The sequence below is a fragment of the Cronobacter sp. JZ38 genome, from assembly GCF_008932145.1.
Taxonomy (GTDB): Bacteria; Pseudomonadota; Gammaproteobacteria; order Enterobacterales; family Enterobacteriaceae; genus Cronobacter; species Cronobacter muytjensii.
In genome coordinates this window covers 4,183,864-4,206,813 of sequence record NZ_CP017662.1, presented here as the reverse complement: position 1 = coordinate 4,206,813, position 22,950 = coordinate 4,183,864, and the positions used below count along the sequence as shown (strand labels likewise).

19 protein-coding genes, 3 tRNA genes, 4 rRNA genes and 1 riboswitch are annotated in these 22,950 nt (G+C 56.4%); of the genes, 14 read left to right on the top strand and 12 right to left on the bottom strand.

Annotated features, from left to right (window positions below):
• The 5 genes from thiS to rsd form a co-directional block, all read right to left on the bottom strand.
• Positions 1–201, bottom strand: a complete 201-nt coding sequence (thiS, locus tag BJP61_RS19855) for a sulfur carrier protein ThiS (RefSeq protein ID WP_038865691.1) — start codon at positions 199–201, stop codon at positions 1–3.
• Positions 191–940: a HesA/MoeB/ThiF family protein gene (locus tag BJP61_RS19850; protein ID WP_171999180.1), complete on the bottom strand. Its 750-nt coding sequence runs from the start codon at positions 938–940 to the stop codon at positions 191–193. Before BJP61_RS19850 ends, thiS begins: the two co-directional genes overlap by 11 nt.
• Positions 933–1,568 carry a thiamine phosphate synthase gene (gene thiE / locus BJP61_RS19845; RefSeq protein ID WP_171999178.1) on the bottom strand — a complete coding sequence of 212 codons (636 nt, stop codon included), beginning with the start codon at positions 1,566–1,568 and terminating at the stop codon, positions 933–935. The genes BJP61_RS19850 and thiE overlap by 8 nt, the downstream gene beginning before the upstream one ends.
• Entirely contained in the window at positions 1,565–3,466 is a 1,902-nt protein-coding gene (gene thiC, locus BJP61_RS19840) for a phosphomethylpyrimidine synthase ThiC (protein WP_161578864.1), read from the bottom strand. The genes thiE and thiC overlap by 4 nt, the downstream gene beginning before the upstream one ends.
• Before the next feature lie 120 nt (positions 3,467–3,586).
• Positions 3,587–3,696: riboswitch (TPP riboswitch) on the bottom strand.
• Positions 3,697–3,748: 52 nt separating this feature from the next.
• Positions 3,749–4,252 carry a sigma D regulator gene (gene rsd, locus BJP61_RS19835; protein ID WP_161580694.1) on the bottom strand — a complete coding sequence of 168 codons (504 nt, stop codon included), beginning with the start codon at positions 4,250–4,252 and terminating at the stop codon, positions 3,749–3,751.
• 102 nt (positions 4,253–4,354) lie between these two features.
• Here rsd and nudC point away from each other — a divergent pair, with 102 nt between their 5' ends.
• The 6 genes from nudC to BJP61_RS19805 all read left to right on the top strand — a co-directional run bounded on the left by nudC (position 4,355) and on the right by BJP61_RS19805 (position 8,711).
• Positions 4,355–5,128, top strand: coding sequence for an NAD(+) diphosphatase (gene nudC / locus BJP61_RS19830; RefSeq protein WP_171999176.1), 774 nt, complete (start codon positions 4,355–4,357; stop codon positions 5,126–5,128).
• Between the two features lie 40 nt (positions 5,129–5,168).
• Positions 5,169–6,233: a uroporphyrinogen decarboxylase gene (gene hemE / locus BJP61_RS19825; protein WP_075193624.1), complete on the top strand. Its 1,065-nt coding sequence runs from the start codon at positions 5,169–5,171 to the stop codon at positions 6,231–6,233.
• A 9-nt stretch (positions 6,234–6,242) separates the two neighbouring features.
• Positions 6,243–6,914, top strand: a complete 672-nt coding sequence (gene nfi, locus BJP61_RS19820) for a deoxyribonuclease V (RefSeq protein ID WP_038865675.1) — start codon at positions 6,243–6,245, stop codon at positions 6,912–6,914.
• 43 nt (positions 6,915–6,957) lie between these two features.
• Positions 6,958–7,548: a YjaG family protein gene (locus tag BJP61_RS19815; protein WP_171999174.1), complete on the top strand. Its 591-nt coding sequence runs from the start codon at positions 6,958–6,960 to the stop codon at positions 7,546–7,548.
• 186 nt (positions 7,549–7,734) lie between these two features.
• The gene (gene hupA, locus BJP61_RS19810) at positions 7,735–8,007 is read left to right on the top strand and encodes a nucleoid-associated protein HU-alpha (protein WP_002884342.1); all 273 of its coding nucleotides are present in this window, start codon (positions 7,735–7,737) and stop codon (positions 8,005–8,007) included.
• A gap of 5 nt (positions 8,008–8,012) precedes the next feature.
• Positions 8,013–8,711, top strand: coding sequence for a DUF1481 domain-containing protein (locus BJP61_RS19805; protein WP_161578863.1), 699 nt, complete (start codon positions 8,013–8,015; stop codon positions 8,709–8,711).
• A gap of 63 nt (positions 8,712–8,774) precedes the next feature.
• On the opposite strand, the gene purD is transcribed toward BJP61_RS19805, so the two are convergent.
• Positions 8,775–10,073: a phosphoribosylamine--glycine ligase gene (gene purD / locus BJP61_RS19800; protein WP_075193627.1), complete on the bottom strand. Its 1,299-nt coding sequence runs from the start codon at positions 10,071–10,073 to the stop codon at positions 8,775–8,777.
• Positions 10,074–10,086: 13 nt separating this feature from the next.
• Positions 10,087–11,676, bottom strand: a complete 1,590-nt coding sequence (gene purH / locus BJP61_RS19795) for a bifunctional phosphoribosylaminoimidazolecarboxamide formyltransferase/IMP cyclohydrolase (protein ID WP_171999172.1) — start codon at positions 11,674–11,676, stop codon at positions 10,087–10,089.
• Between the two features lie 577 nt (positions 11,677–12,253).
• On the opposite strand from purH, the gene BJP61_RS19790 reads away from it, so the two are divergent.
• The 7 genes from BJP61_RS19790 to rrf (BJP61_RS19760) all read left to right on the top strand — a co-directional run bounded on the left by BJP61_RS19790 (position 12,254) and on the right by rrf (BJP61_RS19760) (position 17,575).
• A 16S ribosomal RNA gene (locus tag BJP61_RS19790) occupies positions 12,254–13,796 on the top strand.
• Positions 13,797–13,864: 68 nt separating this feature from the next.
• A tRNA-Ile gene (locus BJP61_RS19785) sits at positions 13,865–13,941 on the top strand.
• Between the two features lie 33 nt (positions 13,942–13,974).
• Positions 13,975–14,050, top strand: a tRNA-Ala gene (locus BJP61_RS19780).
• Between the two features lie 169 nt (positions 14,051–14,219).
• Positions 14,220–17,123, top strand: a 23S ribosomal RNA gene (locus BJP61_RS19775).
• A gap of 93 nt (positions 17,124–17,216) precedes the next feature.
• Positions 17,217–17,332: ribosomal RNA gene (gene rrf, locus BJP61_RS19770) — 5S ribosomal RNA — on the top strand.
• A 14-nt stretch (positions 17,333–17,346) separates the two neighbouring features.
• A tRNA-Thr gene (locus tag BJP61_RS19765) sits at positions 17,347–17,422 on the top strand.
• A 37-nt stretch (positions 17,423–17,459) separates the two neighbouring features.
• Positions 17,460–17,575, top strand: a 5S ribosomal RNA gene (gene rrf, locus BJP61_RS19760).
• The 16S, 23S and 5S rRNA genes sit together here with 3 tRNA genes alongside, the layout of an rRNA operon.
• 182 nt (positions 17,576–17,757) lie before the next feature.
• On the opposite strand, the gene BJP61_RS19755 is transcribed toward rrf (BJP61_RS19760), so the two are convergent.
• The 4 genes from BJP61_RS19755 to BJP61_RS19740 all read right to left on the bottom strand — a co-directional run bounded on the left by BJP61_RS19755 (position 17,758) and on the right by BJP61_RS19740 (position 21,902).
• Positions 17,758–18,516, bottom strand: a complete 759-nt coding sequence (locus BJP61_RS19755) for an amino acid ABC transporter ATP-binding protein (RefSeq protein ID WP_171999170.1) — start codon at positions 18,514–18,516, stop codon at positions 17,758–17,760.
• Positions 18,517–18,524: 8 nt separating this feature from the next.
• On the bottom strand, positions 18,525–19,622 hold the full coding sequence (locus tag BJP61_RS19750) for an amino acid ABC transporter permease (protein WP_171999168.1): 1,098 nt from the start codon (positions 19,620–19,622) through the stop codon (positions 18,525–18,527).
• Positions 19,623–19,625: 3 nt separating this feature from the next.
• On the bottom strand, positions 19,626–20,807 hold the full coding sequence (locus BJP61_RS19745; protein ID WP_171999166.1) for an amino acid ABC transporter permease: 1,182 nt from the start codon (positions 20,805–20,807) through the stop codon (positions 19,626–19,628).
• A gap of 69 nt (positions 20,808–20,876) precedes the next feature.
• Complete coding sequence (locus tag BJP61_RS19740; RefSeq protein ID WP_075193243.1) at positions 20,877–21,902, bottom strand: amino acid ABC transporter substrate-binding protein; 1,026 nt, start codon at positions 21,900–21,902, stop codon at positions 20,877–20,879.
• 84 nt (positions 21,903–21,986) lie between these two features.
• Between BJP61_RS19740 and BJP61_RS19735 the strand changes: the two genes are divergently transcribed.
• Positions 21,987–22,166, top strand: a complete 180-nt coding sequence (locus BJP61_RS19735) for a hypothetical protein (protein WP_171999164.1) — start codon at positions 21,987–21,989, stop codon at positions 22,164–22,166.
• Between the two features lie 246 nt (positions 22,167–22,412).
• Here the strand turns inward: BJP61_RS19735 and BJP61_RS19730 are convergent, their stop codons facing one another.
• Positions 22,413–22,634, bottom strand: a complete 222-nt coding sequence (locus tag BJP61_RS19730; protein ID WP_007704760.1) for a hypothetical protein — start codon at positions 22,632–22,634, stop codon at positions 22,413–22,415.
• Positions 22,635–22,950 lie beyond the last annotated feature (316 nt).

The following is a 22,950-nucleotide window of genomic DNA, read 5'->3' as shown; positions in this document are numbered from 1 at the left end:
TCAGCCTCCTGCGATAACCTGAAACAATGTCAGGCTGTCGCCTTCCTGCAATGCATAATCGGGCCACTGACTGCGCGGCAGAATGGTCTGGTTGATGGCGAGCGCCGTACCGGGCCTGTCGAGTTTTAGCTGTTCCAGCAGTTGCGCCGCGCTAAGCCCCTCGACGCACTGCATCGCCTCATCGTTCAGTTCAATGCGCATGCTTGCCTCCGCACACCGGACAGTCTGCGGCGCGCTGTAGCGTCAGGGTGCGCCAGTGGCTGGCGCGCGCGTCGAAGAGGCGCAACTCGCCGCGGTCTGGCGTCACGTCGCACAGCAGCTTGATGGCTTCCAGCGCCTGCAGCGTGCCCATCAGCCCGACCACCGGCCCGAGCACGCCCGCGGTGCGGCAGTTACGCTCCGGTTCGCTGTCATCAGGCCACAGGCATCGGTAGCAACCGTATTCGAAAGGCGGCGCGAATGTGGCGATTTGCCCGCCCATACCGACCGCACTGGCGGTGATAAGCGGCGTACCGTGCGCCACACAGGCCGCGTTAATGGCCTGCCGCGTCGACATGTTGTCGCTGCAGTCGAGCACCAGATCGGCGTCGGAAACCGCCGCATGCAGCGCGTCGCCCTCAAGTCGCTGGTTCAGCGCCACGGTCTCGATTGCCGGGTTAAGCGCCTTCAGGCGTCGTAGCGCGGCAAGTGATTTCGGCTGTTCGATATCCCCGACGCCAAACAGGATCTGGCGCTGAAGATTGCTAAGGTGCACCGCGTCGTCATCCGCGAGCCACAGCGTGCCGACGCCTGCGGCTGCGAGATAAAGCGCGGCGGGAGAGCCCAGCCCGCCGAGGCCGACGATCAGCACGCGGCTTTCCAGCAGCTTTTGCTGGCCGTCAATCGCGATATCTTCGAGCAGCAGCTGGCGGCTGTAGCGCATAAAATCCGCGTCATTCATCGCCCACCCCCGCGAGTTCGAGCAACTGTTGCGTCGCGGCGCGCCAGTCCGCCGCCTGCGTAATGGCGCTTACCACCGCGATGCTGCCGACGCCGGTTTCCAGTACCCCAAGGGCGCGCGCAAGACTGATGCCGCCGATGGCCACGGTCGGGTAGTCGCCGAGCCGTTTCACATGCGCGGCCAGCTGCGCCAGCCCCTGCGGGGCAGAAGGCATCTGTTTGGTCTGCGTGGGAAAAACGTGGCCGAGCGCGATATAAGACGGGCGCGCCGCCAGCGCCACGTCGATTTCCATATCGTCGTGAGTAGAAACGCCAAGCCGCAGTCCGGCGGCGCGGATGGCGTTGAGATCGGCGGTTTCCAGATCTTCCTGGCCAAGATGGACGCCATAGGCCTGATGTTTTATCGCCAGCCGCCAGTAGTCATTAATAAACAGCCGGGCGTGATAGCGTTCCCCCAGCGCAATGGCGGCGCGGACATCCGCTTCGACGTCGGCATCGGTTTTATCCTTGATACGCAGCTGTAGCGTGCGCACGCCCGCCTCCAGCAGACGCGCTATCCACTCAACGCTGTCTACCACCGGGTAAAGCCCCAGGCGGCGCGGTACGGGGGCGAAAAGCGGCGCCATCATTCCACCTCCTCCTGACGCAGATAGATGTCGCCGCCGCGGGCGCGAAAGCTGCTGGACATATCCGCCATACCGGCGTCGATGGCCTGTTTCGCGGCGTAATCGCGCACCTCCTGGGTGATTTTCATCGAACAGAATTTCGGACCGCACATGGAGCAGAAGTGCGCCACTTTGCCGGATTCCTGCGGCAGTGTTTCGTCGTGGTAGGCGCGGGCGGTGAACGGATCGAGCGCCAGATTGAACTGATCTTCCCAGCGGAATTCGAAGCGCGCTTTCGACATCGCGTTATCACGGATCTGCGCGCCCGGATGCCCTTTGGCAAGATCGGCGGCGTGGGCGGCGATTTTGTAGGTGATAAGCCCCTGCTTCACATCCTCTTTATTGGGCAGACCAAGATGCTCTTTGGGCGTCACATAACAGAGCATGGCGCAGCCGAACCAGCCAATCATCGCCGCGCCAATGCCAGACGTGAAGTGATCGTAGCCCGGCGCGATGTCGGTGGTGAGCGGCCCGAGCGTGTAAAAGGGCGCTTCATGGCAGTGCTCCAGCTCTTCGGTCATGTTGCGGCGGATCATCTGCATCGGTACGTGGCCTGGGCCTTCAATCATCACCTGCACATCATATTCCCAGGCGATTTTCGTCAGCTCGCCAAGCGTGCGCAGTTCCGCGAACTGCGCCTCGTCGTTGGCGTCCTGGATGGAGCCTGGGCGCAAACCGTCGCCGAGCGAGAGCGAGACATCATATGCGGCGCAGATTTCGCAGATTTCACGGAAATGTTCATAGAGGAAGTTCTCTTTATGATGCGAAAGGCACCATTTAGCCATGATAGAGCCGCCGCGCGAGACGATGCCCGTCAGGCGTTTTGCGGTCATCGGCACGTAGCGCAGCAGCACGCCTGCGTGGATGGTGAAGTAATCCACGCCCTGTTCGGCCTGCTCCAGCAGCGTGTCGCGAAACATCTCCCAGCTGAGATCTTCGGCGATCCCATTGGCCTTCTCCAGCGCCTGGTAGATCGGCACCGTGCCGATCGGCACCGGGCTGTTGCGCAGGATCCATTCGCGGGTTTCGTGAATATAGCGTCCGGTAGAGAGATCCATGACCGTATCGGCGCCCCAGCGGGTGGCCCAGACCAGCTTTTCCACTTCTTCTTCAATCGATGACGTCACCGCCGAGTTGCCGATATTGGCGTTCACCTTCACCAGAAAGTTGCGCCCAATGATCATCGGCTCCGATTCGGGGTGGTTGATATTGGCGGGGATAATGGCGCGCCCGGCGGCCACTTCATCACGCACAAATTCCGGCGTGATGTTGTCTGGCAGACGCGCGCCGAAGCCTTCGCCCGGATGCTGCTGACGTAGCACCGCGCCGCGAATGCGCTCGCGCCCCATGTTTTCGCGAATGGCGATGAACTCCATTTCCGGCGTCACGATGCCCTGACGGGCGTAGTGCAGCTGCGTCACGCGCTTCCCGGCCTGCGCGCGCTTCGGTGTCAGCAGGCCGCGAAAGCGCAGGTCGTCGAGCCCGTCGTCGGCGAGACGCTCGCGGGTGTAGGCGGAGCTGCGCGCGTTCAGGGTTTCCGTGTCGTTACGTGCGTCTATCCAGCGGCTGCGCAGCTTTTCCAGCCCTTCGCGCACGTCGATGCGCACGGCCGGATCGCCATACGGGCCGGAGGTGTCATAAACCGGCACCGGCTCGTTGGGTTCAACGCGCGGGTTTTCTTTCGTACCGCCCGCAAGCGTCGGGCTCAGGCGGATTTCGCGCATCGGCACGCGAATATCGTCGCGTGAGCCAGTGAGGTAGATACGGTGGGAATTGGGAAAGGCGGTGCCTTCCAGCGTGTCGATAAAGTGTTGTGCGGCGGCGCGCTGTTCGCGGCGGCCAGGTTTGTTTGATACAGACATAGCGCATTCCAGTTAACGGTCAGGAAGTGGCTTGTCAGAACAACGGAGGAGTAATGGCGATGCGCCCGCGCCGCGTTTACCGATCTTCAGGAGCGGCAGACGGCTCCCTGAGCGGGGCATAATGGAATTACTCTTGTTCCCTTCGCAGGTATTAACCTGATCAGGTTCCGCGGATCCCGAATTAACGGTCTCAGCCCGTGCTTGCGCACTGGGCACTCCGACAAGATAAACCCCGCAACAGGTGCGGGGACGTGATTAAACTACTCGCGAATCATTGCAAACTCAAGCCGGACGGGCAAAACCGGCTTCATCATTGGCGCTTTCGCTCAGGTTGTTGTCAAAGGCCAGCAGGATGAGCTGGTCTTCCAGCGCGAAGCGGGCGGCGAGCGCCTCGCCGATGCCGGAAAGCGCCTCCTGGAACTCCAGGCAATTATCGTGATCGATAGCGCTTTCCAGATGGGTGTCGTAGAAATCCATGAGGTGCTGGGTGTTGGCCTCCAGCTGCGGGTAGATCTGCGTGGCGGCGACCAGCGGGCTGGTGCCTTCCATTTCGCTGATGACACGTTCGTAGATATTGAAGTGACCGGCGGAGAGATAATCCACCAGACAGTGACAAAAATCGTCCAGCGCCTTTTCATCCAGCGCGGTGAGCGGCTCCTTGCCGGGCTTGATGCCGACCATTTTGTAATAGGTGACTAACAGATGGTTGCGGGCGCCAAGCCAACGATCAACTAACTCATTACTCCCACCAACGCGTTCCGTCAGACTTTTTAGCTGGTTTAGCATGATCGACTCCATGAGATATAAGATGTAAAAACGCAAATGACCCAAAATATGTAAAAACAATGTTAATAACGTGCCAGTGAAGCAGAGGTAGCGCAATCAATTATGGAACGTACATTAGAAAATTTAGACCATGGCTGGTGGATAGTCAGCCATGAACAGAAATTATGGCTGCCAAAAGCAGAATTACCTTACGGTCGGGCCACGGATTTTGGTCTTACGGGCGAAAAGGCGCTGCAAATCGGCACCTGGGAAGACGCGCCGGTATGGCTGGTGCTTCAGAAGCGCGATGACGAGATGGCCTCGGTGCGCCAGCTTATCGATCAGGACGCCGGGCTGTTTCAACTGGCGGGGCGCGGTGTGCAACTCGCCGAGTTTTACCGCTCGCATAAATATTGCGGCTACTGCGGTCATGAGATGCACCCGAGTAAAACCGAATGGGCGATGCTTTGCGGACACTGCCGCGAGCGCTACTACCCCCAGATCGCGCCGTGCATCATTGTGGCGATTCGGCGTGAAGATAAGATTCTGCTGGCGCAGCACACCCGTCACCGCAATGGCGTCTATACCGTGCTGGCCGGGTTTGTCGAAGTGGGCGAAACGCTTGAGCAGGCGGTGGCGCGCGAGGTGATGGAAGAGAGCAGTATCCGTGTAAAAAACCTGCGCTACGTGACGTCCCAGCCCTGGCCGTTCCCGCAATCGCTGATGACCGCCTTTACTGCGGACTACGACAGCGGCGAAATCAAAATCGATCCTAAAGAACTCATCGACGCAGGCTGGTATCGCTACGACCAGTTGCCGTTGTTGCCAGCGCCGGGCACCGTCGCGCGCCGCCTGATAGAAGATACCGTGGCGCGCTGCCGGGCAGACTACGAATGACGTGGTACAATGGCGCCCTGTCGCTTGAGGAATAAGAAAAATGACCGAACTGAAAAACGATCGTTACCTGCGCGCCCTGCAACGCCAGCCTGTCGACGTCACCCCGGTGTGGATGATGCGTCAGGCGGGACGTTATCTGCCGGAATATAAGGCCACCCGCGCGCAGGCGGGCGATTTTATGTCGCTTTGCAAAAACGCCGAGCTGGCGTGCGAAGTGACGCTACAGCCGCTGCGCCGCTATCCGCTTGATGCGGCGATCCTCTTTTCGGACATTCTGACGATCCCGGATGCGATGGGGCTGGGGCTCTATTTTGAAGCGGGCGAAGGCCCACGCTTTGCCTCGCCGATCACAGGCAAAGCGGATGTCGAGAAGCTGCCGGTGCCGGACCCGGAACAGGAGCTCGGCTATGTGATGAATGCGGTACGCACCATTCGCCGCGAACTGAAAGGCGAAGTGCCGCTGATTGGCTTCTCCGGCAGCCCCTGGACGCTCGCTACCTACATGGTGGAAGGCGGTAGCAGCAAAGCGTTTACCGTTATCAAGAAGATGATGTACGCCGAGCCGCAAACCCTGCATTTGCTGCTCGATAAGCTCGCGAAAAGCGTCACGCTCTACCTGAACGCCCAAATCCGCGCGGGCGCGCAGTCGGTGATGATTTTCGATACCTGGGGCGGTGTACTGACCGGGCGCGACTATCAGCAGTTCTCACTTTATTACATGCATAAAATCGTCGACGGGCTGCTGCGGGAAAACGAAGGCCGCCGCGTGCCGGTGACGCTGTTTACCAAAGGCGGCGGTCAGTGGCTGGAGGCGATTGCAGACACCGGCTGCGACGCGCTGGGGCTGGACTGGACGACCGATATCGCTGATGCGCGCCGTCGCGTCGGGCATAAGGTCGCGCTGCAGGGCAACATGGATCCTTCCATGCTTTACGCGGCGCCCGCCCGCATCGAAGAGGAAGTGGCGTCTATACTTGCTGGTTTCGGCAAGGGTGAAGGTCATGTGTTCAACCTGGGACATGGCATTCATCAGGATGTGCCTCCGGAACATGCGGGGGCCTTCGTCGAAGCGGTTCACCGCTTATCGGCGCCTTATCACCTGTAAGGAGAAACTATGGATCTCGCGACGCTTCGCGCACAACAAATCGAACTGGCATCCAATGTGGTCCGTGAGGACCGGTTAAATGTCGATCCGCCGACGTTTATCGGCGGGGCGGATGTCGGGTTTGAGCAGGGCGGCGAAGTGACGCGGGCGGCGATGGTGCTGCTGAAATACCCCTCGCTGGAGCTGGTGGAGTATCAGGTGGCGCGTATCCCAACCACGATGCCTTATATTCCCGGCTTTCTGTCGTTTCGCGAATACCCGGCGCTGCTTGCCGCCTGGGAGATGCTCTCCAGAAAGCCGGATTTATTGTTTGTCGATGGCCACGGGATTTCGCATCCGCGCCGTCTCGGCGTCGCCAGCCACTTCGGCATGCTGGTGGATGTGCCGACGATAGGCGTTGCGAAAAAGCGGCTCTGCGGCAAATTTGAACCGCTCTCCGACGAGCCGGGCGCGGTCGCGCCGCTGATGGACAAAGGCGAGCAGCTGGCGTGGGTGTGGCGCAGCAAAGCGCGCTGCAATCCGCTGTTTGTCTCGACGGGGCATCGCGTCAGCATCGATACGGCGCTTGGCTGGGTGCAGCGCTGCACCAAAGGCTACCGGCTGCCGGAGCCGACGCGCTGGGCAGACGCCGTCGCATCGGGCCGCCCCGCCTTTCTACGATGGCAGGAAATTCAGGGGTGATTCAGGTACACTGCCGCTAATTTTCGGTTTGTGAGACGCCACTATGTTACAAAACCCTATTCACCTGCGGCTGGAAAAGCTCGAAGCCTGGCAGCACGAGACCTTTATGGCCTCGCTGTGCGAGCGGATGTACCCGAATTACGCCATGTTCTGCCAGCAGACCGGCTTCGGCGATGCGCAGCTCTACCGCCGTATTCTCGATCTGGTCTGGGAAACGCTGACGGTTAAAGACGCTAAAGTCAATTTCGACAACCAGCTCGAAAAGCTTGAAGAGGCGATTCCGGCGGCAGAGGATTATGACCTGTACGGCGTCTATCCGGCCATTGACGCCTGCGTGGCATTGAGCGAACTGATCCACTCGCGCCTGAGTGGCGAGACGCTGGAGCACGCGATTGAAGTCAGCGAGACATCTGTCACGACCGTGGCCATGCTGGAGATGACGCAGGCGGGCCGCGAAATGACTGATGAAGAGCTGAAAGCGAACCCGGCCGTCGAGCAGGAATGGGACATCCAGTGGGAAATTTTCCGTTTGCTGGCCGCCTGCGAAGAACGCGATATTGAGCTGATAAAAGGCTTACGCGCAGACCTGCGCGAGGATGGAACCAGTAATATCGGTATAAATTTGCAGCAATGAGACAATAAAACGTGATTTACAGCCTGTTTTGTCTCACCTGAAGGCTTCCAATTAGCCCCCCGTCTGGTCTACATTTGGGAGGCGAAAAAAAGTGGCTATCGGTGCGTGTATGCAGGAGAGTGCTTTCAAGGCATTTCCGTCGCACTCGATGCTTAGCAAGCGATAAACACATTGTAAGGATAACTTATGAACAAGACTCAACTGATTGATGTAATTGCAGACAAGGCTGACCTGTCTAAAGCGCAAGCGAAAGCTGCTCTGGAATCCACTCTGGCTGCGATTACTGAGTCTCTGAAAGAAGGCGATGCTGTACAGCTGGTTGGTTTCGGTACCTTCAAAGTGAACCACCGCGCTGAGCGTACTGGCCGCAACCCGCAGACCGGTAAAGAAATCAAAATCGCTGCAGCTAACGTGCCGGCATTCGTTTCTGGCAAAGCACTGAAAGACGCTGTTAAGTAAACCGCGTGGCAGTGAAAGGTTTTAACGAAGGGGCGACATCGCCCCTTTTGTTTAGCTGGCGTTTGCTGGCGCTTGCAGGCGCGCTGTTCCTTTCGGCCTGTCGTTCCACTCCGGAAATTCCCTCCTTTACCGCCAGCGGCTATCTCGCCGATGACGGCGTCGTGCGCCTGTGGCGTAAAGACAATAACGACGGTTCCGTGCACCTGCTGGCGGCGTTCAGCCCCTGGTCGGGCGATAACACCTCGATCAGCGATTATCGCTGGCAAAACGACACGCTCGCTTCGGTGGATTACCGCCTGCAAGGCAAACAGCCGGAACAGGTAAAAGTGCGCTTTGACGATCGCGGCGGCTTAAGCTTTATGCAGCGCGAAGTGAACGGGCAGAAGCAGCAGCTCTCAAGCGATCAGATTGCCTTGTGGCAGTACCGCGCCACCCGAATGCGCAATACCAGCGACGCGCTGCGCGCAGGCCGCGTGGTGCTGCGCCAGGGACGCTGGAACCCTGACGGCACGATGACGACCTGCGAAGGGCAAACCGTGCTCCCTGAACTGGACAGAAGGGCGCAGGCGCGGCTTGCCGAACGTCAGCGTCACGCTACCGCGCGCGTTAGCGCCGCCTGGCTGGAGGCACCGGAAGGCACCCAGTTGTTGCTGGTGGCGAACGAAGACTTTTGCGCATGGCAACCGAAGCCTGACGGCTTCTGAGGCAATAAAAAAGCGACGGGTTGAGCCGTCGCTTTTGCGGGAGCCTGTCAACGGCGTGGCGGGTTATTGCGCCTGTTCACGCGCGATAGCGCGATAGCCGATATCTTTACGACAGAAGCAGTCATCCCAGTGAATATCTTCCGCTAAGCGATACGCCCGCGCCTGCGCATCGGCAACAGTATCGCCGAGTGCCGTCACGCACAGTACACGACCGCCGCTGGTTACAACGCGCTCATCGTCACGCAATGTGGTACCGGCGTGGAAGACTTTGCCGTCGCCACTGGCAATCTCTTCAATCGGCAGGCCGTGGATCACATCGCCGGTGCGATAATCGCCCGGATAGCCGCCGGCGGCCATCACCACACCAAGCGACGGGCGCGAGTCCCACTGCGATTTTACGGTGTCGAGTTTGCCGTCGCAGGCAGCGAGACAGAGCGCCACCAGATCGGACTGCAGGCGCATCATAATCGGCTGGGTTTCCGGGTCGCCGAAGCGGCAGTTAAACTCAATGACTTTCGGGTTGCCCTGTTTGTCGATCATCAGGCCCGCATAAAGAAAACCGGTATAGGTGTTGCCTTCCGCCGCCATGCCGCGCACGGTAGGCCATATGATGCGCTCCATGGTGCGCTGGAAGACTTCATCGGTCACGACCGGCGCCGGAGAGTAAGCGCCCATCCCGCCCGTATTCAGACCGGTATCGCCGTCGCCGACGCGCTTGTGATCCTGGCTGGTGGCCATCGGTTCAACATGCTTGCCATCCACCATCACGATAAAACTGGCTTCTTCGCCATCAAGAAACTCTTCAACCACGATGCGGTGACCGGCATCGCCAAACGCGTTGCCCGCCAGCATATCGTGAACGGCCGCTTCGGCTTCATCCAGCGTCATCGCGACGATAACGCCTTTGCCCGCCGCCAGACCGTCAGCTTTGATAACAATTGGCGCGCCTTTTTCTCGGATATACGCGAGCGCAGGTTCCGTCTCGGTAAAGTTCTGGTATTCCGCCGTCGGAATACGATGGCGCGCCAGGAAATCTTTGGTAAACGCTTTGGAGCCTTCCAACTGTGCGGCGCCTTTGGTCGGCCCGAATATTTTCAGACCGGCGGCGCGGAATGCATCCACCACGCCGATAACCAGCGGCGCTTCCGGCCCGACGATGGTCAGATCGATATTTTCACGCTGCGCAAAACGGAGCAGCGCTGGAATATCCGTCGGGTTGATAGCGACGTTTTGCAGTGCAGGCTCCAGCGCGGTGCCTGCGTTACCTGGCGCGACATAGACGGTTTCAACCAGCGGCGACTGGACGGCTTTCCAGGCCAGCGCATGTTCGCGCCCGCCGTTGCCAATAACTAATACTTTCATCGTTGCTCCGTTATTAATGGCGGAAGTGGCGCATGTCGGTGAAGATCATAGCGATGCCGTGCTCATCGGCGGCGGCGATAACTTCATCGTCACGAATCGAACCCCCCGGCTGGATCACGCAGGTGATACCCACGGCGGCTGCGGCGTCGATACCGTCACGGAAGGGGAAGAACGCGTCGGAGGCCATCGCCGAGCCTTTGACTTCCAGGCCTTCGTCGCCAGCTTTAATGCCTGCGATTTTAGCGGAATAGACGCGGCTCATCTGGCCGGCGCCAATACCGATGGTCATGTTATTGCGGGCGTAAACAATCGCATTCGATTTTACAAACTTCGCCACTTTCCAGCAGAAGAGCGCGTCGCGCAGTTCCTGTTCGGTCGGCTGGCGTTTAGTCACAACGCGCAGATCGCTTTCCGTCACCATGCCAAGATCGCGGTCCTGAACCAGCAGGCCGCCGTTGACGCGTTTGAAATCCAGGCCCGCTGCGCGAGCCTGCCATTCACCGCAAACCAGCACGCGCACGTTTTGCTTCGCTGCGGTTATCTTCAGCGCTTCTTCGCTGGCGGAGGGCGCAATGATGACTTCAACGAACTGGCGAGAGATGATCGTCTGCGCGGTTTCGGCGTCCAGCTCGCGGTTAAACGCGATAATGCCGCCAAAGGCGGAGGTTGGATCCGTTTTATACGCGCGATTGTAAGCTTCAAGAATCGAGTCACTAACGGCAACGCCGCACGGGTTAGCGTGCTTGACAATAACGCAGGCCGGTTCACTGAAGGCTTTTACGCACTCCAGCGCCGCGTCGGTGTCGGCGATGTTGTTATAAGAGAGCGCTTTGCCCTGAACCTGCTGTGCGGTCGCGACGGAGGCTTCCTTAATTTCTTCTTCTATATAGAAGGCAGCGTGCTGATGGCTGTTTTCGCCGTAGCGCATATCCTGCTTTTTAATGAAGTTCAGATTAAGCGTACGCGGGAAGCGGCCGGAAGGCGCTGATGTTTCACCGTGATAAGCCGGAACCAGGCTGCCGAAGTAGTTGGCTATCATGCTGTCATAGGCGGCGGTGTGTTCGAAAGCTTTGATGGCGAGATCGAAGCGGGTATCGAAGGTCAGCGAGCCGTTATTGGCGTCCAGCTCTTCAATGATGGCGCTGTAGTCGCTGCTCTTCACTACGATAGCCACATCTTTATGGTTCTTGGCGGCGGAGCGGACCATGGTCGGGCCGCCGATGTCGATATTCTCAACCGCATCTTCCAGCGTGCAGCCGTCACGCGCGACGGTCTGTGCGAACGGGTAAAGGTTGACTACGACCATATCAATCGGGGAGATAGCGTGCTGCGCCATGATATCGTCATCCTGGCCGCGGCGTCCCAGAATACCGCCATGCACTTTCGGGTGCAGCGTTTTGACGCGACCGTCCATCATCTCCGGAAAACCGGTGTAGTCGGAGACTTCCGTCACCGGCAGGCCAGCCTGCGCCAGGAGGCCTGCCGTACCGCCAGTAGAGAGGAGTTCAACGCCGCGGTCAGAGAGCGCGCGGGCGAAGTCGACGATACCGGCTTTGTCAGAAACGCTGAGCAGAGCGCGGCGTACAGGACGAGGTTGTTGCATGTATAAATCCCCTGGATTTGATCATTACAGAAGAGCGTTAGCTGAATCTCAGCTTTTTTACTGAAATTCAGCTGACGCTCCTTAAAAAAATAGCGCTTCAGTAGCAGGGCTGCATTGTAGCGAAAACGTTTGCGTGGCGCTCGCAAAATTTAGGTAGTGGAGTGCTTTGTGGATAACTCTGTGTGCAAATGCGTATAAACCGGGGTTTTGCTGGGGAATGCAGCAGTCAGTCATTTTTATGTCATTTTCCTGTTGCGGCGAAAAGAGAACTCCCTATAATGCGCCTCCATCGACACGGCGCTGATGAAGAACATCACACAGCGACGGTGAGTCAGAAAGAGAAAAATCCTGAAATTAAGGGTTGACTCTGAAAGAGGAAAGCGTAATATACGCCACCTCGCGACAGCAGGCTGAAAGCCGCGTCGCACCGCTCTTTAACAATTTATCAGACAATCTGTGTGGGCACTCGGGGCGCTGATATCTTAACGTCTTCGGACGATAAACGAATATCAAGTCTCAAGTGAACAACAGTTAATTCATTACGAACTAACAGTTTAATTCTTTGAGCATCAAACTTTAATTGAAGAGTTTGATCATGGCTCAGATTGAACGCTGGCGGCAGGCCTAACACATGCAAGTCGAACGGTAACAGAAAGCAGCTTGCTGCTTTGCTGACGAGTGGCGGACGGGTGAGTAATGTCTGGGAAACTGCCTGATGGAGGGGGATAACTACTGGAAACGGTAGCTAATACCGCATAACGTCGCAAGACCAAAGTGGGGGACCTTCGGGCCTCATGCCATCAGATGTGCCCAGATGGGATTAGCTAGTAGGTGGGGTAACGGCTCACCTAGGCGACGATCCCTAGCTGGTCTGAGAGGATGACCAGCCACACTGGAACTGAGACACGGTCCAGACTCCTACGGGAGGCAGCAGTGGGGAATATTGCACAATGGGCGCAAGCCTGATGCAGCCATGCCGCGTGTATGAAGAAGGCCTTCGGGTTGTAAAGTACTTTCAGCGAGGAGGAAGGGGTTAAGGTTAATAACCTTGGCCATTGACGTTACTCGCAGAAGAAGCACCGGCTAACTCCGTGCCAGCAGCCGCGGTAATACGGAGGGTGCAAGCGTTAATCGGAATTACTGGGCGTAAAGCGCACGCAGGCGGTCTGTCAAGTCGGATGTGAAATCCCCGGGCTCAACCTGGGAACTGCATCCGAAACTGGCAGGCTTGAGTCTCGTAGAGGGGGGTAGAATTCCAGGTGTAGCGGTGAAATGCGTAGAGATCTGGAGGAATACCGGTGGCGAAGGCGGCCCCCTGGACGAAGACTGACGCTCAGGTGCGAAAGCGTGGGGAGCAAACAGGATTAGATACCCTGGTAGTCCACGCCGTAAACGATGTCGACTTGGAGGTTGTGCCCTTGAGGCGTGGCTTCCGGAGCTAACGCGTTAAGTCGACCGCCTGGGGAGTACGGCCGCAAGGTTAAAACTCAAATGAATTGACGGGGGCCCGCACAAGCGGTGGAGCATGTGGTTTAATTCGATGCAACGCGAAGAACCTTACCTGGTCTTGACATCCAGAGAATCCTGCAGAGATGCGGGAGTGCCTTCGGGAGCTCTGAGACAGGTGCTGCATGGCTGTCGTCAGCTCGTGTTGTGAAATGTTGGGTTAAGTCCCGCAACGAGCGCAACCCTTATCCTTTGTTGCCAGCACGTGATGGTGGGAACTCAAAGGAGACTGCCGGTGATAAACCGGAGGAAGGTGGGGATGACGTCAAGTCATCATGGCCCTTACGACCAGGGCTACACACGTGCTACAATGGCGCATACAAAGAGAAGCGACCTCGCGAGAGCAAGCGGACCTCATAAAGTGCGTCGTAGTCCGGATTGGAGTCTGCAACTCGACTCCATGAAGTCGGAATCGCTAGTAATCGTGGATCAGAATGCCACGGTGAATACGTTCCCGGGCCTTGTACACACCGCCCGTCACACCATGGGAGTGGGTTGCAAAAGAAGTAGGTAGCTTAACCTTCGGGAGGGCGCTTACCACTTTGTGATTCATGACTGGGGTGAAGTCGTAACAAGGTAACCGTAGGGGAACCTGCGGTTGGATCACCTCCTTACCTGCAAGATACAACCTCGCGTGCTCACACAGATTGTCTGATAGAAAGTAAAGAAGCAAAACCTCTACAGGCTTGTAGCTCAGGTGGTTAGAGCGCACCCCTGATAAGGGTGAGGTCGGTGGTTCAAGTCCACTCAGGCCTACCAACTCCTCAGGAGTTGAAGAGGTTTAACTACGATGGGGCTATAGCTCAGCTGGGAGAGCGCCTGCTTTGCACGCAGGAGGTCTGCGGTTCGATCCCGCATAGCTCCACCATCACTTCAGAGTGTACTCACTGAGTATACTGCGAAGTATTTGCTCTTTAACAATCCGGAACAAGCTGAAAATTGAAACAGACATGCTGCTGCATTCTTCCGTAAACAGGGAATGCGCGGTGTGTCAGAGTCTCTCAAACTCGCAGCACGAAGACTTCTTCGGGTTGTGAGGTTAAGCGAACAAGCGTACACGGTGGATGCCCTGGCAGTCAGAGGCGATGAAGGACGTGCTAATCTGCGAAAAGCGCCGGTAAGGTGATATGAACCGTTATAACCGGCGATGTCCGAATGGGGAAACCCAGTGCAATTCGTTGCACTATCTCAGCATGAATACATAGTGCTGTGAGGCGAACCGGGGGAACTGAAACATCTAAGTACCCCGAGGAAAAGAAATCAACCGAGATTCCCCCAGTAGCGGCGAGCGAACGGGGAACAGCCCAGAGCCTGAATCAGCTTGTGTGTCAGTGGAACGGTCTGGAAAGGCCGGCGATACAGGGTGACAGCCCCGTACACGAAGGCACACAGGCTGTGAGCTCGATGAGTAGGGCGGGACACGTGATATCCTGTCTGAATATGGGGGGACCATCCTCCAAGGCTAAATACTCCTGACTGACCGATAGTGAACCAGTACCGTGAGGGAAAGGCGAAAAGAACCCCGGCGAGGGGAGTGAAACAGAACCTGAAACCGTGTACGTACAAGCAGTGGGAGCCTTCGTAAGAGGGTGACTGCGTACCTTTTGTATAATGGGTCAGCGACTTATATTCTGTAGCAAGGTTAACCGTATAGGGGAGCCGAAGGGAAACCGAGTCTTAATTGGGCGTTAAGTTGCAGGGTATAGACCCGAAACCCGGTGATCTAGCCATGGGCAGGTTGAAGGTTGGGTAACACTAACTGGAGGACCGAACCGACTAATGTTGAAAAATTAGCGGATGACCTGTGGCTGGGGGTGAAAGGCCAATCAAACCGGGAGATAGCTGGTTCTCCCCGAAAGCTATTTAGGTAGCGCCTCGTGAATTCATCTTCGGGGGTAGAGCACTGTTTCGGCTAGGGGGCCATCCCGGCTTACCAACCCGATGCAAACTGCGAATACCGAAGAATGTTATCACGGGAGACACACGGCGGGTGCTAACGTCCGTCGTGAAGAGGGAAACAACCCAGACCGCCAGCTAAGGTCCCAAAGTCATGGTTAAGTGGGAAACGATGTGGGAAGGCCCAGACAGCCAGGATGTTGGCTTAGAAGCAGCCATCATTTAAAGAAAGCGTAATAGCTCACTGGTCGAGTCGGCCTGCGCGGAAGATGTAACGGGGCTAAACCATGCACCGAAGCTGCGGCAGCGACACTGTGTGTTGTTGGGTAGGGGAGCGTTCTGTAAGCCTGCGAAGGTGTGCTGTGAGGCATGCTGGAGGTATCAGAAGTGCGAATGCTGACATAAGTAACGATAAAGCGGGTGAAAAGCCCGCTCGCCGGAAGACCAAGGGTTCCTGTCCAACGTTAATCGGGGCAGGGTGAGTCGACCCCTAAGGCGAGGCCGAAAGGCGTAGTCGATGGGAAACAGGTTAATATTCCTGTACTTGGTGTTACTGCGAAGGGGGGACGGAGAAGGCTATGTTGGCCGGGCGACGGTTGTCCCGGTTTAAGCGTGTAGGTGTGATGACCAGGCAAATCCGGTTGTCTTTAACACTGAGGCGTGATGACGAGGCACTACGGTGCTGAAGCAATAAATGCCCTGCTTCCAGGAAAAGCCTCTAAGCATCAGGTAACACGAAATCGTACCCCAAACCGACACAGGTGGTCAGGTAGAGAATACCAAGGCGCTTGAGAGAACTCGGGTGAAGGAACTAGGCAAAATGGTGCCGTAACTTCGGGAGAAGGCACGCTGACATGTAGGTGAAGCCCCTGCGGGTGGAGCTGAAGTCAGTCGAAGATACCAGCTGGCTGCAACTGTTTATTAAAAACACAGCACTGTGCAAACACGAAAGTGGACGTATACGGTGTGACGCCTGCCCGGTGCCGGAAGGTTAATTGATGGGGTTATCGCAAGAGAAGCTCCTGATCGAAGCCCCGGTAAACGGCGGCCGTAACTATAACGGTCCTAAGGTAGCGAAATTCCTTGTCGGGTAAGTTCCGACCTGCACGAATGGCGTAATGATGGCCAGGCTGTCTCCACCCGAGACTCAGTGAAATTGAACTCGCTGTGAAGATGCAGTGTACCCGCGGCAAGACGGAAAGACCCCGTGAACCTTTACTACAGCTTGACACTGAACATTGAGCCTTGATGTGTAGGATAGGTGGGAGGCTTTGAAGCGTGGACGCCAGTCTGCGTGGAGCCAACCTTGAAATACCACCCTTTAATGTTTGATGTTCTAACCTGGCGCCATAATCTGGCGTGGGGACAGTGTCTGGTGGGTAGTTTGACTGGGGCGGTCTCCTCCCAAAGTGTAACGGAGGAGCACGAAGGTCAGCTAATCCTGGTCGGACATCAGGAGGTTAGTGCAATGGCATAAGCTGGCTTGACTGCGAGAGTGACGGCTCGAGCAGGTGCGAAAGCAGGTCATAGTGATCCGGTGGTTCTGTATGGAAGGGCCATCGCTCAACGGATAAAAGGTACTCCGGGGATAACAGGCTGATACCGCCCAAGAGTTCATATCGACGGCGGTGTTTGGCACCTCGATGTCGGCTCATCACATCCTGGGGCTGAAGTAGGTCCCAAGGGTATGGCTGTTCGCCATTTAAAGTGGTACGCGAGCTGGGTTTAGAACGTCGTGAGACAGTTCGGTCCCTATCTGCCGTGGGCGCTGGAGAATTGAGGGGGGCTGCTCCCAGTACGAGAGGACCGGAGTGGACGCATCACTGGTGTTCGGGTTGTCATGCCAATGGCACTGCCCGGTAGCTAAATGCGGAAGAGATAAGTGCTGAAAGCATCTAAGCACGAAACTTGCCCCGAGATGAGTTCTCCCTGAGACTTTAAGTCTCCTGAAGGAACGTTGAAGACGACGACGTTGATAGGCCGGGTGTGTAAGCGCAGCGATGCGTTGAGCTAACCGGTACTAATGAACCGTGAGGCTTAACCTTACAACGCCAAAGAAGTCTGGCGTGTTGAGAGATGATATTCAGCTTGTGACGGATAAACGTTCATGGCGGTACGCGGTGGACGGACAGAATTTGCCTGGCGGCTGTAGCGCGGTGGTCCCACCTGACCCCATGCCGAACTCAGAAGTGAAACGCCGTAGCGCCGATGGTAGTGTGGGGCCTCCCCATGCGAGAGTAGGGAACTGCCAGGCATCAAATTTAGTGTGCTGATATGGCTCAGTTGGTAGAGCGCACCCTTGGTAAGGGTGAGGTCCCCAGTTCGACTCTGGGTATCAGCACCAGTTTTTCGGTTAAAGTTCGGCATTTAAAAAGAATTTGCCTGGCGGCTGTAGCGCGGTGGTCCCACCTGACCCCATGCCGAACTCAGAAGTGAAACGCCGTAGCGCCGATGGTAGTGTGGGGCCTCCCCATGCGAGAGTAGGGAACTGCCAGGCATTAAACAAACGGAAAAGCCTCATGCGAAAGCATGGGGCTTTTTTGTTTTTTCCCGCCAGCCCTCCGCACCACTTCCCTCACCGGCGCTTTCTTTCATGCTGCCGCGCCCTGCTTTTCGTACGTAGCTGATTATTAAAAAACCCCGCTCAGACGAGCGGGGTGAATCAGTGAAAGGGTTATCTCAGTGAATAACCTGAGAGAGAAACGCACGGGTACGTTCTGAACGCGGGCTGGAAAAGAACTCCTGCGGCGGCGCCTCTTCCACAATCTCACCGCGATCCATAAAGATAACCCGGTCGGCAACCGTTCGCGCAAACCCCATTTCGTGCGTCACGCACAGCATAGTCATGCCGGATTCTGCCAGGCTAATCATCGTATCCAGCACTTCTTTTACCATCTCAGGATCAAGTGCTGAAGTCGGCTCATCAAACAGCATGATTTTAGGCTTCATACACAGAGAGCGGGCTATGGCTACGCGCTGCTGCTGCCCCCCCGAGATCTGCCCCGGAAATTTATGCGCATGTTCCGCAATGCGCACCCTTTCCAGATAATGCATCGCCAGCGCTTCGGCCTCTTTTTTAGGCAGCTTACGTACCCAGATTGGTGCCAGCGTACAGTTCTGCAACACAGTCAAATGCGGGAACAAATTGAAATGTTGAAATACCATGCCCACTTCAGTACGTACTTTCTCAATATTGCGCAGATCGTCATTAAGCTCAATGCCATCCACGATGATGCGGCCCTGCTGATGCTCTTCCAGATGATTAATACAGCGGATCGTCGTTGATTTCCCGGAGCCCGATGGTCCGCAAAGTACAATGCGCTCCCCCTGTTTTACCTTCAGATTGATATCTTTCAGCACATGAAACTGGCCGTACCATTTATTGACGTTTTCCAGCGTAATCATCGCGTCGGCAGGCTGCAGTGTTATTTGACTCATGGTTATCCTCAGTGCGGTGTACGCCCGGTGTGAAAGCGCTTTTCCAGATGCTGGCTGTAGCGCGACATGCTAAAGCAGAAGATCCAGTAGATCAGCGCGGCGAAAACGTAGCCTTCCGTCGACATCCCGAGCCAGGCGGGATCGACCGTTGCCTGCTGCACGCTGCTGAACAGATCGAAAAGGCCGATAATAATGACCAGACTGGTGTCCTTAAAAAGGGCAATGATCGTATTCACGAGGCCCGGGATCACCAGTTTTAACGCCTGTGGCAGAATAACCAGCCCCTGCGTTTTCCAGTAACCCAGCGCCAGCGATTCCGCCGCTTCGTATTGCCCTTTAGGCAGCGCCTGTAACCCGCCGCGTACCACTTCCGCCACATAGGCGGACTGGAACAAAATCACCCCGACCAGGGCGCGGATGAGTTTGTCGATGCTGGTTCCTTCCGCCATAAACAGCGGCAGCATTACCGATGACATAAACAGCACCGTGATAAGCGGCACGCCGCGCCAGAACTCAATAAAGATAACCGACAGCACCCGCACGACCGGCATCCGGGAACGCCGCCCCAGCGCCAGCAAAATGCCGAGCGGCAGCGCACCGGCGATCCCCACAGAGGCGATAATCAGCGTCAGCGTCAGGCCGCCCCACTGGCGGGTTTCCACACGCTCAAGCCCAAGAAAACCGCCATACATCAACCACCACACCACTATGGGATACGCCACCGCCCAGCAGGCGATATAGCGACCGCGTCGCGGCAGCGCATTCCAGAACATCGGCACGATGGAAAGCAAACCGATAACCAGCGCGAGATTAATGCGCCAGCGCTCGTCATGCGGATACAGCCCATACATAAACTGGCCGAAGCGGGCGTGGATGAACACCCAACAGGCACCGTCTTTCGTGCAGTCCGCGCGCGTGCTTCCCACCCAGTTAGCCTGCAAAAGCGCCCAGTTAAGCAGCGGCGGAATCAGCTCCCACATCAGCCAGAGACAGAACAGCGTCAGCAGGCTGTTTCCCCAACTGGAGAACAGGTTTTTACGCATCCATCCCAGCGCGCCGCGATTGACCGGGCGCGCTATTGCTGGCGATATCGCTTTTGTCGTCATGGTTTAGCGCTCCACCAGGGCTATACGCCGGTTATACAGGTTCATCAGCAGCGAGATCGTCAGACTGATAATGAGGTAAACGGACATGGTGATCGCGATCGTTTCAATAGCCTGGCCGGTCTGGTTCAGTACGGTGCCCGCAAACAGCGACACCATATCCGGGTAACCTATGGCGGCGGCAAGCGACGAGTTTTTCACGATATTCAGGTACTGGCTGGTCAGCGGTGGAATGATGACGCGCATCGCCTGCGGAATAATCACCTGGCGCAGCGTCACCGGGTTCGGCAGGCCCAGGGAACGTGCCGCCTCATGCTGTCCATGTGGGACCGATAAAATCCCGGCGCGAATAATCTCGGCGATAAAGGCCGAGGTGTAAACGGAAAGCGCCAGCGTCAGGGCTGCCAGCTCCGGGATAAGCGCCAGCCCGCCGCGGAAGTTAAATCCGCGCAGCGCAGGCACATCCCAGTGCAGCGCCGGGCCAAATGCCAGATGCGCCAGCAACGGCAGCACGACGATAAGCAACAGCAGTGTCGGCCAGGTACGCCGTAGCTGTCCGGTCTTCATCTGGTGCTTTTTATTAAAGCGATAAAGCCCGGTGGAAAGCGCCAGCGCGATGATCACTGCGCCGACAAAGGCCAGCGCACCTTCACCCGCCTGCGGCGAGGGTAGATAGAGCCCGCGGTTGCTCAGAAACGCCAGTTCGAATGCGCTGACGGCCTGCCGTGGGCCTGGCAAATTGCGCAGCACCGCGAAATACCAGAAGAAGATCTGCAACAGTGGCGGAATATTGCGGAACGTTTCGATATAAATCGTGGAAAGCTTACGCAGTAGCCAGTTGTCGGACAGGCGTGCGAGCCCGACAAAAAAGCCGAGGAACGAGGCGAAAACGATACAGAGCGCGGAAACCAGCAGCGTATTCATCAGGCCGACCAGGAAAACGCGGCCATAGGTGTCGCCTTCCTGATAATCGATCAGATGCTGAACGATACCAAACCCGGCGCTGCGCTCGAGAAACGCAAACCCCGATGTGATACCCCGGTTATTCAGATTGGTAATGGTGTTGTGAATTAAATAGGCGGCGATACTAAGAACGACCACAATCGCCACAATCTGGTACAGCCATGCACGAACCGCAGGGCTGGAAAGGGAGAGAGGTCCTTTCACGCCAGGGCGTCGATGGAACATAAGTAAACCTCAGGCAACCATAACTCTGGGCTGGGCGCCGCCGAAGCGACGCCCGTAACGGCATAATGCTTAACGCACCGGCGGCGCGTACTGGATCCCGCCTTTATTCCAGAGATTGTTCTGGCCGCGTTTGATCTTCAACGGGCTCTCCTGGCCGACGTTACGCTCGAAGATCTCGGCATAGTTGCCAACCTGCTTGATGATGTTATAAGCCCATTTGTTGTCGAGCTTCAGATCCTTGCCGTAGTCGCCTTCTTTACCTAACAGGTGCGCCATATCCGGTGTAGAGGGGTTAGCGGCTTTGGCATCCACATTTTTGGAATCGACGCCCATCTCTTCGGCGTTCAGCATGGCGAACAGCGTCCAGCGCACGATGGAGAACCATTCGTCATCGCCGCGGCGAACGACCGGGCCGAGCGGCTCTTTGGAAATCACTTCAGGCAGGACAATCCACTCTGCCGGATTGCTGAGCTTAATGCGCAGCGCGTAAAGCTGGGACTGGTCGGAAGCGAGGGTATCGCAGCGGCCCGATTCCAGGGCTTTTGCCGATTCATCAGAGCGGTCAAAGGTCACTGGCGTATATTTCATGTTGTTAGCTTTGAAGTAATCCGCCACGTTCAGCTCGGTATCTGTGCCCGCCTGGATGCACACCGTCGCGCCGTCCAGTTCTTTAGCGCTTTTCAGGCCCGCTTTGTTATGGGTCAGGAAACCGATACCGTCGTAATAGGTTACGCCGGTGAAAGACATGCCCATGCCCGCATCGCGTGATGAGGTCCAGGTGGTATTACGGGAAAGAACATCCACCTCCCCGGATTGAAGCGCGGTGAAACGTTCTTTCGCAGTCAGCGGGGTATATTTCACTTTAGACGCATCGCCAAAAACGGCGGCGGCTACGCCGCGACAGACATCAACGTCAATACCGGTAAATTTGCCGCTGGCGTCCGCATAGGAAAAGCCCGGCAAACCGTCACTGATGCCGCACTGTACAAAACCCTTCTTTTTCACACTGTCCAGCGTGGCGCCGGCATGGGCCTGATTAGCAACGGCGAACAGCGCGCCAGCGGCGGCCAGAGTGGCGATCATCATCTTCTTCATAATGCATCCTGTGTGGCGAGAATTATCGTTATAGATATAAGGCGACCGGGAGGCGCCAGTTTGCTGTCTGTGGCATAAGCCATAGTGGGTAAAGCAAAGGGAGTGCCAGGTTTACAACAGGCGCAAAACGCAGTGCGCGGATGTATTAAGCGAAGTGTATACATAAAAGAAAAAAATAAGCGCACTGAAAAAGTGCAAAAAGACAATGCGCGCCACATTTTGGAGCAAAATAAGCCGGGTTTTATTCACAAAGCAGGCGAGTGATTTCCTGCGTTAATATTGCAGCGACAAGCAACGGTAAGCCCTGTGAGATAACTCACAAGGAGAAATAAAACAGAATGGCGCAGGCGTTATAGAAAGGGAGGCGGCCCAGATGACTTTTTTATTATGCGCTAAAGCAATGCCAAAATTTTACCTTATGATGAAAAGCTGCACTATTTTAATGCAGCTTTAGTTTAATGCAGAGTAGTGCAGCGAGGCGGGCGCAGACACGGCCCGCCAGGCAATGCATTATTTGCTCAGCGCGATAATCCCCATCGTCAACCCGGCAAGCGCAGCGGCCCCTCCGGCGACGGCACCTGCGGTTTCCCAGTTATCCTGCGTCGTACCTTTCATACAGGTATTGGTATGCACCAGGCGGCCCTGATCGTCATACACCGGAACGCAGGGAGAATCATGCGCGCAACCAGCCAGTAAGGTACACAACAGCGCGGCGGGAATTAATTTTTTCATCGTTCACCTCTACAGAATAAATCACCTTCCCGAAACGATATGAACTGTTATATAAGTTATCGGGCGCGGACAATAAAAGAAGGTTATCACGTGTAAAGGCAGGCGTTGACTGGGCAATAATTGCAATTCATGTGGAATGTAAAAATGATGGAAGCGCACGCTGTAATTCAGGGGTAATGTGAAGGAATTATGGAGAATGAAGATTATCTACATCATGACAGGATCAAACGATGCGGAATAAGAATCTAATGTCCGTAATGGGTTACGTGAATTGTTATGATTACGACGCATGGCGAATGAGATAAATGCTGTAAAA